Origin of the sequence: Acidovorax sp. ST3 (genome assembly GCF_003231145.1) — a bacterium.
In the GTDB taxonomy this organism is placed as follows: domain Bacteria; phylum Pseudomonadota; class Gammaproteobacteria; order Burkholderiales; family Burkholderiaceae_C; genus Acidovorax.
In genome coordinates, this window is record NZ_QKVP01000003.1 from 530,436 (window position 1) to 544,069 (window position 13,634).

Here is a 13,634-nt window from a genome sequence, read left to right on the forward strand (position 1 = left end):
GCGTTTTTTTCAGCTGGCACAGGGTTTGCCCTATGCCTGGCATGCACGCAGTTTTTCCCTCCTTTTTCCGCCACATCGGACGGCACGCAGGGCCCGCAATGGCCCTGGCCACCGCGCTGCTGGCCGGCGGCGCGCACGCACAGGGCTTTGACTTCGAGAGCGTGACCCGCCTCGCCCGCGAACGCGCCAGCCAACCCTACCGGCCCGTGAGCGACAAGCTCCCGGCCGACCTCGCAAAGCTCAACTACGACCAGGTGCGCGACATCCGCTGGCGCCCTGATCGCGCTTTGTGGCGGGCCGAGAAGTTGCCTTACGAGGCCATGTTCTTCCATCTGGGGCTCTACCAGAAGGAGCCTGTGCTGATCAACGAGGTGACGCCCCAGGGCGTGCGCCACATCCCCTACAGCCGCGCGGACTTTGACTACGGCAAGAACCAGCTGCGGCCCGAGGCCTGGGGCGACCTGGGCTTTGCAGGCTTTCGTCTGCACAACCACCTGAACTCCAGCGCCTACAAGGACGAATTGGTGGTCTTCCAGGGTGCGAGCTACTTCCGCGCGCTGGGCCAAGGCCAGCAGTACGGCCTGTCGGCGCGCGGGCTGGCCATCGACACCGTGGGCGGCCGGGCCGAGGAATTCCCCCGCTTCACCGAGTTCTGGCTGGTGCGGCCCGACCCGCTGTCCACCCAGGTCACGGTGTACGCACTGCTCGATTCGCCACGCGCAACGGGCGCCTACCGCTTCGACATCCAGCCCGGCGCGCAGACCACCACCACGGTGCGCAGCCGCATTTTTGTGCGCGCCGCCTCGGGCACCCCACCCATCGCCACGCTGGGCGTTGCGCCGCTGACCAGCATGTTCTTCTTCGGCGAGAACCAGCCACGGAAGGAGGACTTCCGCCCCGAAGTGCATGACTCCGACGGACTCATGGTGGCCACGGGCGAAGGCGAGTGGCTGTGGCGCCCGCTGCAGAACCCCCGGCAAACACTGGTCACCTCGTTCGCCACCAAAAACCCCAAGGGCTTTGGCCTGATGCAGCGCGACCGCCAGTGGACCAGCTACGAGGACGTGGAAGCCCGCTACGAGCGCCGCCCCAGCGCCTGGGTCCGTCCCCTGCACGACTGGGGCGCGGGCCGTGTGGAGCTGGTGCAGCTGAATACGCCCGACGAGACGCACGACAACATCGTGGCGTACTGGGTGCCCGCCCAGATGCCGGCCCCCGGCCAGCCGCTGGAATTTGCCTATGAGCTGAGCTGGCAGGGCGACGAACAGCAGCGCCCGCCCGGCGCCTGGGCCACCCAGTCGCGCCGCGGCATGGGCTACACCAAGCTGTCGGCCCAGGCCCTGCGCCAGCAGGTGCAGTACGTGGTCGATTTCGAGGGCCAAGCCCTCAAGGCCTTGCCTGCGGAGGCCTCCCTCAAGGCCGTAGTGACCAGCGATGCCAACGGCAAGGTGCTGGAAAACATTGCCTACCGCAACCCCGCCACCGGCGGGTGGCGCATGACCGTTCGCATCCAGCGCCTGCAGGCTGACCGGCCCATCGAGCTGCGCGCTTTTCTCCAACACGACAACCACGCTGTGAGTGAAACATGGACGCACATCAGTCTTCCCGAGTAAGCCCTCATGACCCCCACGGCACCCACGCATCCACCGGCCCTGCCGTGGTCGCGCGGCGCGGTGTGGCCTACCCCCGGCCAACCCCCAGCCGACGCAGCACCCTGCGCGAGGAGCGCCACCCCAATGCGGTGACGGCACCGCCCCTGCACCGCGGCTCCATGGTGCCCCTGCCCTGGCGCGGTTTCTGGAACAGCGTGGGCACTGCCGTGCTGCTGCGCCTCACGGGCCGTACATCCCCACAACCCGCACCGGCCACGGCGGCACAAGCCCCCGCTGAATCCACCGCCGCCTGGCAAGGCGCAGCGCAGCGCCGCCGCTGGACGTTTGCGCTGCTCACCGTGCTGACGACCGCCCTGGCCAGCAACCTGTTTGCCAGCGTGCAGCCCGACTACGAAAACGCGTGGCTGAGCTACGGCCAGATCGCGCTGTTTGCCCTGCTGTCCGCCTGGGTGGTGACCGGCTTTCTGACCGGGCTGATGGGCTTTTGGGTGATGCTGCGCGGCGACCGGCATGCACTGTCGGCGCGCAGCGTGGCTGGGCACACGCTGGCGCCCGACGCCCGCACCGCCATCATCATGCCGATCTGCAACGAAGACGTGGCCACCGTGTTTGCCGGGCTGCGGGCCACTTGCGAGTCGGTGGCTGCCACCGGCCATGGCACCACGTTCGACGTGTTTGTGCTCTCCGACAGCAACGACCCCGCCATTGCCCGCGCCGAGCGCGCTGCCTGGGAAGATCTGCGCAACGCCCTGGCACAGCACAGCCAGCAGCCCCAGGTGCAGGTGTACTACCGCCTGCGCACGCGCCGCACGCACCGCAAGGCAGGCAACGTGGCCGACTTCTGCCGTCGCTGGGGCAAGGACTACCGCTACATGGTGGTGCTGGACGCCGACAGCGTGATGAGCGGCGACTGCATCGTCTCGATGGCCAAGCTGATGGAAGCCCACCCCACGGCCGGCATCATCCAGACCGCCACGCAGGCCATCGGCCATGTCACGCTGCATGCCCGCGCGCAGCAGTTTGCGTCGCGCGTCACCGGCCGCCTGTTCACGCTGGGCATGCAGTACTGGCAACTGGGCGAATCGCACTACTGGGGCCACAACGCCATCATCCGCGTGGCGCCCTTCATGCAGCACTGCGCGCTGGCGCCCATCCAGGGCACGGGTGGTCTGTCTGGCGGCATCATGTCGCACGACTTTGTGGAGGCCGCACTGATGCGCCGCGCGGGCTACCACGTGTGGCTGGTGGCCGACCTGATCGGCAGCTACGAGCAGCAGCCGCCCGACCTGCTGGCCGAACTGCAGCGCGACCGCCGCTGGTGCCAGGGCAACCTGCAGAACGCACGCCTGATGGCCGAACCCGGCATCCACCCCGTGCACCGCTCCATGTTCATCACCGGCGCCATGGCTTATCTGTCTGCGCCGCTGTGGCTGGCCTTCCTCACGCTGGGCACGGCCCTGTGGCTGTCGGGCGCCAAGCTGGTGGCCGACTGGCACATCCTGCCCGCCGAGCTGCTGGCGCTGTGGGCCTGGACCCTGTGCCTGCTGTTCCTGCCCCGCATCCTGGGCGTGACGGCGGTGTTCATGCGCCGGGAACAGAAGCAGTACGGCGGCGCTTTCAGCCTGCTCAAGAGCGCCGTACTGGAAAGCGTCATGGCCATCCTGCAGGCGCCCGTGCGCATGCTGGCGCACTCGCTGTTTGTGCTGATCGCATTGACTGGACTGAAGCTGGAATGGAAGTCGCCCCCGCGCGAAGCCCATGCCGTGCCCTGGCGCCACGCCGTGCGCCAGCTGGCCCCCATGAGCGCCGTGATCGCCCTGCTGGCAGCGGGCGTGGCGCTGATCGACAGCAGCGCGCTGTTGTGGCTGATGCCTGTGGGCTTGCCGCTGGCACTGGCCATTCCGCTGGCGGTGTGGACCAGCCAGATTGCGCTGGGCCGTGCGCTGCGTGCCCAGCGACTGCTGTTGATTCCTGAGGAGTCGTGGTCGCCCCCGGTGCTGCGCCGCGCCTGGCTGCACGCCGGGCGCATGGGACGGCCCATGGCATTGCAAAACGCCTGAGGTGCCAGACCGCACCACCGCTCCCAGCCGGGCGGGCCATAAAAAAGCCGACACATGTCGGCTTTTTTGTTCACTCATATTTTCATAGCAGCTCAGGCATATGGTTGTAGCGCCTGGAGCCAAAAAGGCTTGAAAACCTTTCAGAAAGGCATCTTGGGCATGCCTCCGCCGCCCATGCCCTTCATGCCGCCCATGCGCTTCATCATCTTCATCAGGCCGCCGCCCTTCATCTTCTTCATCATGCCCTGCATCTGCTCAAACTCCTTGAGCAGGCGGTTGACCTCCTGCACATGCACGCCCGCGCCGTTGGCGATGCGCTTCTTGCGTGTGGCCTTGATGAGTTCGGGCTTGCGGCGCTCCAGGGGCGTCATGCTCTGGATGATGCCTTCCTTGCGCTTGATGTCTTTTTCGGCCTTGTCCATGTCCAGCGAACCGGCCTTGGCGGTGAGCTGAGAGGGCAGCTTGTCCATCAGGCTCGAAAGCCCGCCCATCTGCTTCATCTGCTGGATCTGCGAGAGAAAGTCGTTCAGGTCGAACCCGTCACCGCTCTTGACCTTGGCCGCCAACTTTTGTGCGGCCTCCATGTCCACCCCGGCGGTGACCTGCTCCACCAGCGCCACGATGTCGCCCATGCCCAGGATGCGGCCCGCATGGCGTTCGGCATCGAACACTTCCAGCCCGTCGATCTTCTCCGAGACACCCGCAAACTTGATGGGCGCCCCGGTGATCTGGCGCACGGACAGCGCGGCACCACCACGCGAGTCGCCGTCCAGCTTGGTGAGCACGATGCCGGTGAGGGGCAGCGCCTCCTTGAAGGCCTTGGCCGTGTTGATGGCGTCCTGGCCCTGCATGGCATCCACCACGAACAGGGTTTCGACAGGGTTGATCGCAGCGTGCAGGTCCTTGATTTCCTTCATCAAGGCTTCGTCAATCGCCAGGCGGCCGGCCGTATCGACCAGCAGCACGTCAAAGTAGTGCTTCTTGGCGTAATCCAAGGCGGCGCGGGCGATGTCGAGCGGCTTCTGGTCGGGCGTGCTCGGGAACCATTCGGCACCGGCCTGCTTGGTCACGGTCTTGAGCTGCTCGATGGCGGCCGGGCGGTACACGTCGCCCGATACGGTCAGCACCTTCTTCTTGCGCTTTTCGATCAGGTGCTTGGCCAGCTTGGCCGTGGTGGTGGTCTTGCCCGCACCTTGCAGGCCGGCCATCAGGATCACGGCGGGCGGCTGGGCGGCCAGGTTGATGTCGGCCACGCCCTCGCCCATGGTGGCGGCCAGCTCGCGGTTGACGATGCTGACCAGCGTCTGCCCGGGCTTGAGCGAGCCCAGCACCTCCTGGCCCAGGGCCTTTTCCTTGACGCGAGCGATGAAGTCGCGCACCACGGGCAGGGCCACGTCGGCTTCGAGCAGCGCCATGCGCACTTCGCGCAGCATGTCCTGCACGTTGGATTCGGTGATGCGGGCCTGGCCACGCATCTCCTTGACGAGGCGCGTGAGTTTGTCGGTAAGGGCGGAGGCCATAGGGGTGTTTCCGGTATTGGCTGCGCGCCGTCAACAAGGGCGTTGCGTGCGCAGCCCCGCCAGGGCGCTGGCGGTGGGCGAAAGGCTAAACTGTGCCCATGATTTTAACGAGTAGCTCCCCCGTCAGTTGGGTGCTGGCCCTGGCCGCTGCCGTGGCCTATGCCGTGCCGGCTGCCGCGGCCTCCCGCCTGGGGGCTGCAGCAGCGCGCAATGCACTGCTGGTGGCGTGGTTGCTGCATGGCGCCGTGCTGGTGTGGGGCCTGTGGGGCGAAGCGCCCCGGTTCGGTTTTGCGCCCGCGCTGTCGATGACTGCATGGCTGGTGCTCACGGTGTATGCCGTGGAGCGGCAGTTGTTTCCGCAAATGCAGTCGCGCTGGGTGCTGGCAGGCCTGGGCGCGGCAGCCATTGTGCTGGCCATGCTGTTCCCGGGGCAGCCCCTGCACGTGGCTGCATCGGCTTGGCTGCCCTTGCACCTGGCCTTGGGCATTGCGTGTTATGGGCTGTTTGCAGCCGCCGTCGTGCATGCCTGGCTCATGACACGCGCTGAACGCCACATCCGACAGGCCGAAGACCCGCACAGCGGCATCCCGCTGCTCACCCTGGAGCGGCTGACCTTCCGGTTCGTGACGGCAGGGTTTGTCCTGCTCACCGCCACCTTGATGGCCGGGTGGCTGTTTGGCGAGACGCTGTATGGCCGGGCCTGGCGGTGGGACCACAAGGCCGTGTTCTCGATGCTCTCGTGGCTGACCTTTGCCACGCTGCTGCTGGGCCGTGCCCGCTTTGGCTGGCGGGGCCGCAATGCGGTGCGTGTGTTGTATGCAGGCTCGGCCCTGCTGCTGCTGGCCTATGTGGGTTCGCGTTTTGTATTGGAAGTTGTTCTGGGCCGCAGCGCATGAAGTACCTGGTCTTGTTGGTCGTCATCGCGGTGGCGGTGGGTATCTGGCGCAGCCGCCGCGCCCCTGATGCGGCGGCGCCCAAAGCGCCCCCTACACCGCCAGCCCTGCCGCAGGACATGCTGGCCTGCGCGCACTGCGGCGTGCACATCCCGCAGGCCGAGGCACTGATGCTGGGCAATCAGGCCTATTGCAGCGCCGAGCACCGGCGCATGGGCCCGGCCTGAGCGACGCCCTCCCGCTGTGACCATGCAAGCAGCACCCGCAGGCCCACTGCCGCCTTCCGCAGAAGCCCCCTTCGCACGGCTGTGGCTCGGTTTTCTGACGGGCCGCGTGATGGTAGCCCTGGCACTTTTGGTGCTGCAGGGGGCCGGGCAGCTGATCAATCAAGCGGCGGCGCCTTCTGTGCTCGCGGTCTGCGTGGCCTACCTCGTAGCCACCGTGGTACTGCGGGTGCTGTCGCGCAAAGCTCCCCCGTCGCCCAGCGCCGGCCCGCAATGGCTGCCTTCCATTGGCGTGGACCTGGCGGCGATCACTGCGCTGCAGTTGCTGCATGCGGGCACCATGAACTACACGCCCCTGTTCGGGCTGCCCATCCTGATCGCAGCGGTCATGGGCACGCTGACCCTGGCCCTGGGCACCACGGCCGCCGTCACGCTGCTGCTGCTGGGCTGGGCCTGGTGGGTGGGACAGTACAGCACGGGAGACGAAGGGCAGCGCTACCTGCAAAGCGCACTGACCGGCACGGGCTACTTCATTGTGAGCTATCTGGTGCACCAGCTGGCCACCCGCCTGGCGCGCGAACAGGAAGTGGCACAACAAAGCCAGATCGCAGCGCGCGTGCAAACGCAGGTCAGTGCACTGGTCATCCAGAACCTGACCGACGGGGTGCTGGTGGTAGACGAGACCGATGTGGTGCGCATTGCCAACCCCGCAGGGCTGCAGCTGCTGGGCGGCATGGCGCTGACCGAGTTGCCGTTTGCCCTCACATCCACGGCTCCGTGGCACCCCTTGGTGATCCTGGCGCGGCGCACCTTCCGGCACGAACAACCCCAGACAGCTGACGTCGATCTCCTACACGAAGGCCAGAGCCCCACCGGTCTGCATGTGCGCACCTGGCTCACATCCACTCGCAACGCGGCCTTGCAAACGCGCTCCGAGCGGCTGTGCGTGATGTTCCTGCACGACCTGCGGGAAATGGAAGCGCGGCTGCGCACCGAAAAACTCGCGGCCATGGGCCGCATGTCCGCCGCAGTGGCCCATGAGATCCGCAACCCGCTGGCGGCCATCGTGCAGGCCAATGCCCTGCTGGAAGAAGACCTGCACGACCCCGCACAAAAACGGCTGGCGCACATGGTGCAGCAAAACGCCGACCGCCTGGCCCGCATCGCCGAAGAGGTGCTGGACATTGCCCGCGTACAGCACCAGATCAGCCATGCCCCTGCCTCGACCGTGGCGCTGGACGAGACAGTCGCCCAGATCTGGAACGACTGGCAGGCCCAGGACCCCGCCCGGCGGCGCGCCCTGGTGTCGCTGGACACGGGCGCCACCCAGGTGGAGTTTGACGCCGAGCACCTGCGTCGGGTGCTCGTCAACCTGCTGGACAACGCCCTGCGCTACATGGGCCCGGAGCCCGACTCACTGTCAGTGACCACGCGCAACACGCCCGCTGGCCAGGTCAGCCTGCAGGTGTGGAGCGACGGAGCGCCCATGGACAAATCCGTGGAGCGGCATCTGTTCGAGCCCTTCTTCTCGTCGGAGAGCCGCTCCAGCGGCTTGGGTCTCTATATTTGCCGGGAGCTGTGCCAGCGCCATGGCGCCTCCATCAGCTACCAGCGCCTGAACCGCCCCACCGCACGCGGTGACATCGGGGGCAACGCCTTTACTGTGGGCTTCCGCCGCACGACCCGCCCCGCCGACAATGCCACCTTGTTTGACACCATCGTGGTCTGACTGCCGCCTCCATGAACGCCCCTGCCGCCTCCATCCTTGTCGTTGACGACGAACCCGATCTGCGCACCCTGTACGAGCTGACCCTGCTGCGCGAGGGGTACCGGGTCGAGACCGCGTCGAGCGTCCAGGAGGCGCGTGATCAGCTCAAGGCCCACCGCTTTGACGCCGTGATTACCGATATGCGGCTGCCCGACGGGTTTGGCATGGAGCTGCTGCAGGACCTGCGCGACCAGCAACGGCGCGAACGCTGCGTGGTCATGACCGCCTACGGCTCGGCAGAAAACGCGGTCGAGGCGCTGCGCGCCGGGGCCTTCGACTACCTCACCAAACCCGTGGATCTCAAGCAGTTCCGCTCGGTGGTGGCATCGGCCATCCAGGGTACCGGCGGCGTTCCGCCTCCGCGTGCAGCGCGCACCAGTGGGTCGAGCCGCTCGGCCAACGCGGCGGTAGGTAACGAATTCGGTGGCGCCAACGCCGCCCTGGACCGCCTGGTGGGCGAGTCTGATGCCATCCGCAACGTCAAGCAGCGCGTGGCCAAGGTATCGCGTGGCATGGCGCCGGTGCTGATCCATGGCGAGTCGGGCACGGGCAAGGAGCTGGTGGCCCAAGCCCTGCACGCCAGCAGCCAGCGTGCTGACGGGCCCCTGGTCGCCGTGAACTGCGGGGCCATCCCCGAGAACCTGCTGGAAGCTGAATTTTTTGGCGCCCGCAAGGGCTCCTACACCGGCGCGTCGCAAGACCGTGACGGCTACTTCCAGGCCGCACGCGGGGGCACATTGTTCCTCGACGAAATCGGCGACCTGCCGCTGGCCATGCAGTCCAAGCTGCTGCGCGCCATCCAGGAGCGCAGCGTGCGGCCACTCGGCTCCACCCAGGAAGAGACGGTGGATGTGCGCATTGTGAGCGCCACCCACCGCGATCTGGCGGCCGATGTGCAGGCCGGCCGGTTCCGCCAGGACCTGTACTACCGGCTTAATGTGATCGAGATCGTCATCCCGCCGCTGCGCGAGCGCCGCGAGGACCTGCCCGCACTGTGCGCAGCGCTGCTCACCCGCATTGCCCACGAGTCGGGCATGCCGGTGCCCCAACTCACCGACCGGGCACTGAACGCCATTGCCGCCCACCCGCTGACCGGAAATGTCCGCGAGCTGGAAAACCTGCTGCACCGCGCAGTGGCATTGAGCGACGGGGACGAGTTGCAGGTGGATGCGCCCAGCGGCGCGGCAGAGGTGCAGATGGCGCGCCCTACGCCGTCCGCGTTGGCCACTGCGGCAGAGGGTTCGGCCGGCGGCACCTCCGTCCCGTCCGATGCCGCTCCAACCCAGCAGCCCTTGGCCAGCGGATGCACCGTGCCCCTCCCCAGCGACCTGCAGGCCTGGCTGGATCAGCAGGAGCGCGAGATCCTGATCCGCGCGCTCAAAGAATCCGGATTCAACCGCACGGCCACGGCGGCACGCCTGGGCATCAGCCTGCGCCAGATTCGCTACCGCATTGCCCGCCTGAACATCGCGGTACCCAACGACCAGGACCCGCATGACGACCAGGGCTGACGGAGCCCCGGCAGCAGCCCCCACGCACTGGGACGGCGGATGGCACTTGGCAGCCCAGCGGCTGGCATCGCCGAACTTCGGACCACGCCCCGTACAGGCCTCGTGGGTGGACCTGATCGTGGTGCACTCCATCAGCCTGCCCCCGGGTGAATACGGCGGCGGCGCCGTGCAACAGCTGTTCACCAACACTTTGGACTGGGACGCGCACCCTTACTACCAGGGCATTCGCGGACTGCAGGTGTCCGCCCATTTTTTCATCGAGCGCACCGGTGCACTGTGGCAGTTTGTGGATTGCGACCAGCGAGCCTGGCATGCGGGGCAATCGTTCTACCGAGGCAGGAGCCAGTGCAACGACGATTCCATCGGCATTGAACTGGAGGGCCTGGAGGGCCTCACCTTCGAGTCCGCCCAATACGAGACACTGGCCTGGGTCTGCCAGGACATTGCGCTGCGTTACCCCATCGAGCATATCGCGGGGCATGAACACATCGCCCCGGGGCGTAAGCTTGACCCCGGCCCGGGCTTTGACTGGTCCAGGCTGCAACAGGCCCTGGGCTGGCCAGCGCAGCGATTCCCGCAAGGCACACAGACGGGCCCGCAGCAGCTTCGCTGACGCCGCGCTTTCACTGTCGCACGGGCGCATCAAGGCAATTTTTTCTTTGTGCGTTCGCACATATTTTTGCAGCCAAGCACTGCGCGGCCTGGCGCAGGAAATCCGCCGCCAAGGTACGCCACTGCAAGGTTTTGCATCGCCCACATCGCGTTTACAAGGGTTCGCCGCAGGTGCCGATTGCCAAGGCAACGGGGTTGGGAACATGCTGTTTCGGTTTTGGGGACTCATTCCAGCGGTACACTACCGGTAGTGTCTTGAACCGCCTCGACACACCATATATAGTGTGCGCCAGACTGAAGTCCGGTGCAGCACCCACACACTGCGGCGGCGCTCCAGGCCGCACGCCACCCCAGACAGCCCACAGAAGAGGACACCCATGCAAGCTGCTTTGAACACGCCTTCCCCATCGCCCACCGCCTCTGCGGATACCGCCACACACGCTGCAGCGGCCGCAGCTTCCGGGCACCCGCTCACGCATTACCAGATCATTCGCCGCAACGGCGCGGTGGTGCCGTTCGAGCCCCAGAAAATTGCAGTGGCGATGATGAAGGCGTTTCTGGCAGTGCACGGCACGCAGGGCGCCGCCTCTGCCAGCGTGCGTGAGGTGGTAGATACGCTCACCCAGAACGTGGTCCGCGCCCTGATGCGCTCGCGCCCGGGCGGCGGCACCTTCCATATTGAAGATGTGCAGGACCAGGTCGAGCTGGGCCTGATGCGCGGCGAGCACCACGAAGTCGCCCGCGCCTACGTGCTGTACCGCGAGCGCCGCACGCAGGAGCGCGCCCACCACCAGGAACAGCTCGCTCCCGCCACCCCGGTGATGCACGTGATCGACAACGGCCAACGTGTGCAGCTGGACATCCTGCGCCTGCACGCATTGATCGAGTCGGCCTGCGCCAACCTGGGCGCTGACATCAAGGCCGCTCCCATCGTCGCCGAGACCATGCGCAACCTGTATGACGGCGTTCCCATGGACGAGGTCTACAAGGCATCCATTCTGGCCGCCCGCACCCTGATCGAAAAAGATCCCGACTACACCTACGCCACGGCCCGCTTGCTGCTGCATACCATCGTGCGTGAGGTGCTAGGGCGTGACGTGACCCAAAGCGACATGGGCCAGGCCTACAAGGACTATTTCCCCTCCTTCATCCAGAAGGGGGTGGACAACGAGCTGCTGGATGAGCGCCTGCTAAAGCAATACGATCTGAACCGCCTGGGCGCTGCGCTCAAGGCCGAGCGCGACCTGCAGTTCGATTACCTCGGCCTGCAGACGCTGTACGACCGCTACTTCCTGCACGTCAAGAAGACCCGCATCGAGCTGCCCCAGGCCTTCTTCATGCGCGTGGCCATGGGCCTGGCACTGAACGAAACCGACCGCGAGGCACGGGCCATCGAGTTCTACGAAGTGCTGTCCAGCTTCGACTTCATGTCCAGCACGCCCACGCTGTTCAACAGCGGTACGCTGCGCTCACAGCTGTCGAGTTGCTACCTGACCACGGTGCCGGACGACCTGGACGGCATCTACGAGTCCATCAAGGAAAACGCCCTGCTGTCCAAGTTCGCGGGCGGCTTGGGCAACGACTGGACGCGCGTGCGCGCACTGGGCAGCCACATCAAAGGCACCAACGGCGAATCGCAAGGCGTGGTGCCGTTCCTGAAGGTGGTGAACGACACGGCCGTGGCGGTGAATCAGGGCGGCAAGCGCAAGGGCGCCGTCTGTACGTACCTGGAAACCTGGCACCTGGACATCGAAGAGTTCCTGGAACTGCGCAAGAACACCGGCGACGACCGCCGCCGCACGCACGACATGAACACGGCGAACTGGATTCCCGACCTGTTCATGCGCCGCGTGATGGAAAAGGGCACCTGGACCCTGTTCTCGCCCTCCAACGTGCCGGATCTGCACGATCTGTTCGGCGCCGACTTTGAAAAGGCCTATGTGGCCTACGAAGAAAAAGCCGCACGCGGCGAGATCAAGCCCGCCAAGACCGTGCAGGCCACCGACCTCTGGCGCAAGATTCTGACCATGCTGTTTGAAACCGGCCATCCCTGGATCACGTTCAAGGATGCCTGCAACGTGCGCTCGCCCCAGCAGCACGCTGGCGTGGTGCACTCGTCCAACCTGTGCACCGAGATCACACTGAACACCAGCGACACCGAAACCGCCGTTTGCAACCTTGGCTCGGTTAACCTGCTGCAGCACATCAAAGACGGCCAGATCGATCACGAGAAGCTCAAGAAGACCATCACCGTGGCCATGCGCATGCTGGACAACGTGATCGACATCAACTACTACGCCGTGAACAAGGCCCGCGACTCCAACCTGCGCCACCGCCCCGTGGGCCTGGGCGTGATGGCCTTCCAGGACAGCCTGTATGCGCTGCGCATTCCTTATGCCTCGCAGGAAGCGGTGGAATTCGCCGACAAGTCGATGGAAGCCATCTGCTACTACGCTTATTGGGCGTCCACCGAGCTCGCCAAGGAACGCGGCCAGTACTCCAGCTACAAGGGTTCGCTGTGGGACCGCGGCATCCTGCCGTTTGATACGCTGGACATGCTTGCCAAGGCCCGTGGCGGTTATGTGGAAGTGGACCGCTCGTCCACGATGGACTGGGACGCGCTGCGCAAGAAGATTGCGCAGGACGGCATGCGCAACTCCAACTGCGTGGCCATTGCGCCCACCGCCACCATCTCCAACATCATCGGCGTGGATGCCTCGATCGAGCCCTCGTTTGGCAACCTGTCGGTCAAGTCCAACCTGTCGGGCGAGTTCACCGTGATCAACAGCGGGCTGGTGCGCGATCTCAAACGCCTGGGCCTGTGGGACGACGTGATGATCATGGACCTCAAGCACTTCAAGGGTTCGCTGCACCCCATCGACCGCGTGCCGCAGGACATCAAGGCGCTGTACTCCACAGCTTTTGAAGTCGAGCCTCAGTGGCTGGTGGAGGCCGCATCGCGCCGCCAGAAATGGATCGATCAGGCACAGAGCCTGAACATCTACATGGCTGGCGCATCGGGCAAGAAGCTCGACGACACCTACAAGCTGGCATGGGTCCGTGGCCTCAAGACCACCTACTACCTGCGCACGCAAAGCGCCACACACGTTGAGATGAGCACCGTGAACACGCGCCAGCTCAATGCCGTGTCGTCGGGTGGAGACAGCGGCGCGTCCGCAGCTTCGGCCACGGCGCAAGCGCAGCCCAGCCCGCTGGAAGCAGCAGCAACTGCTGCTGCTCAACAGGCCGCGGCGGTGCCAGCGACGGACGTGAAGTTCTGCGCCATCGACGATCCTGGCTGCGAGGCCTGCCAGTAAGCACTTTGCGAGCAACGCTTCGGAATCGCCCGGGGCGTTGCTTCGGTGCTGTGAAGCAACAAAACCTTGCTGCACAACGCTTCAGTGCTTTTCTTTTCGCAGCACTGCTTTCATAA

Annotated in this window: 9 protein-coding genes; 8 read left to right on the forward strand and 1 reads right to left on the reverse strand. The window is 65.8% G+C overall.

Features of this window, described 5'->3' with window-relative positions:
- Nucleotides 1-98 precede the first annotated feature (98 nt).
- Nucleotides 99-1,613, forward strand: coding sequence for a glucan biosynthesis protein G (locus DNK89_RS11685; RefSeq protein WP_110960212.1), 1,515 nt, complete (start codon nucleotides 99-101; stop codon nucleotides 1,611-1,613).
- Nucleotides 1,586-3,673, forward strand: a complete 2,088-nt coding sequence (gene mdoH / locus DNK89_RS11690) for a glucans biosynthesis glucosyltransferase MdoH (RefSeq protein ID WP_238990789.1) — start codon at nucleotides 1,586-1,588, stop codon at nucleotides 3,671-3,673. The genes DNK89_RS11685 and mdoH overlap by 28 nt, the downstream gene beginning before the upstream one ends.
- A gap of 140 nt (nucleotides 3,674-3,813) precedes the next feature.
- Here mdoH and ffh read toward each other — a convergent pair whose 3' ends face one another.
- Nucleotides 3,814-5,193, reverse strand: coding sequence for a signal recognition particle protein (ffh, locus tag DNK89_RS11695; protein WP_015015616.1), 1,380 nt, complete (start codon nucleotides 5,191-5,193; stop codon nucleotides 3,814-3,816).
- A gap of 98 nt (nucleotides 5,194-5,291) precedes the next feature.
- Between ffh and DNK89_RS11700 the strand changes: the two genes are divergently transcribed.
- The 6 genes from DNK89_RS11700 (at nucleotide 5,292) to DNK89_RS11725 (ending at nucleotide 13,518) form a co-directional block, all read left to right on the forward strand.
- Nucleotides 5,292-6,089, forward strand: coding sequence for an inner membrane protein YpjD (locus tag DNK89_RS11700; protein WP_110960214.1), 798 nt, complete (start codon nucleotides 5,292-5,294; stop codon nucleotides 6,087-6,089).
- The gene (locus DNK89_RS11705) at nucleotides 6,086-6,313 is read left to right on the forward strand and encodes a PP0621 family protein (RefSeq protein ID WP_056066315.1); all 228 of its coding nucleotides are present in this window, start codon (nucleotides 6,086-6,088) and stop codon (nucleotides 6,311-6,313) included. The genes DNK89_RS11700 and DNK89_RS11705 overlap by 4 nt, the downstream gene beginning before the upstream one ends.
- Nucleotides 6,314-6,335: 22 nt before the next feature.
- Nucleotides 6,336-8,039, forward strand: coding sequence for a nitrogen regulation protein NR(II) (locus tag DNK89_RS11710; protein ID WP_110960215.1), 1,704 nt, complete (start codon nucleotides 6,336-6,338; stop codon nucleotides 8,037-8,039).
- 11 nt (nucleotides 8,040-8,050) lie between these two features.
- Nucleotides 8,051-9,589 carry a sigma-54 dependent transcriptional regulator gene (locus DNK89_RS11715; protein ID WP_110960216.1) on the forward strand — a complete coding sequence of 513 codons (1,539 nt, stop codon included), beginning with the start codon at nucleotides 8,051-8,053 and terminating at the stop codon, nucleotides 9,587-9,589.
- On the forward strand, nucleotides 9,573-10,202 hold the full coding sequence (gene ampD / locus DNK89_RS11720) for a 1,6-anhydro-N-acetylmuramyl-L-alanine amidase AmpD (RefSeq protein ID WP_110960217.1): 630 nt from the start codon (nucleotides 9,573-9,575) through the stop codon (nucleotides 10,200-10,202). The genes DNK89_RS11715 and ampD overlap by 17 nt, the downstream gene beginning before the upstream one ends.
- Before the next feature lie 376 nt (nucleotides 10,203-10,578).
- The gene (locus tag DNK89_RS11725) at nucleotides 10,579-13,518 is read left to right on the forward strand and encodes a ribonucleoside-diphosphate reductase subunit alpha (RefSeq protein WP_110960218.1); all 2,940 of its coding nucleotides are present in this window, start codon (nucleotides 10,579-10,581) and stop codon (nucleotides 13,516-13,518) included.
- Nucleotides 13,519-13,634 lie beyond the last annotated feature (116 nt).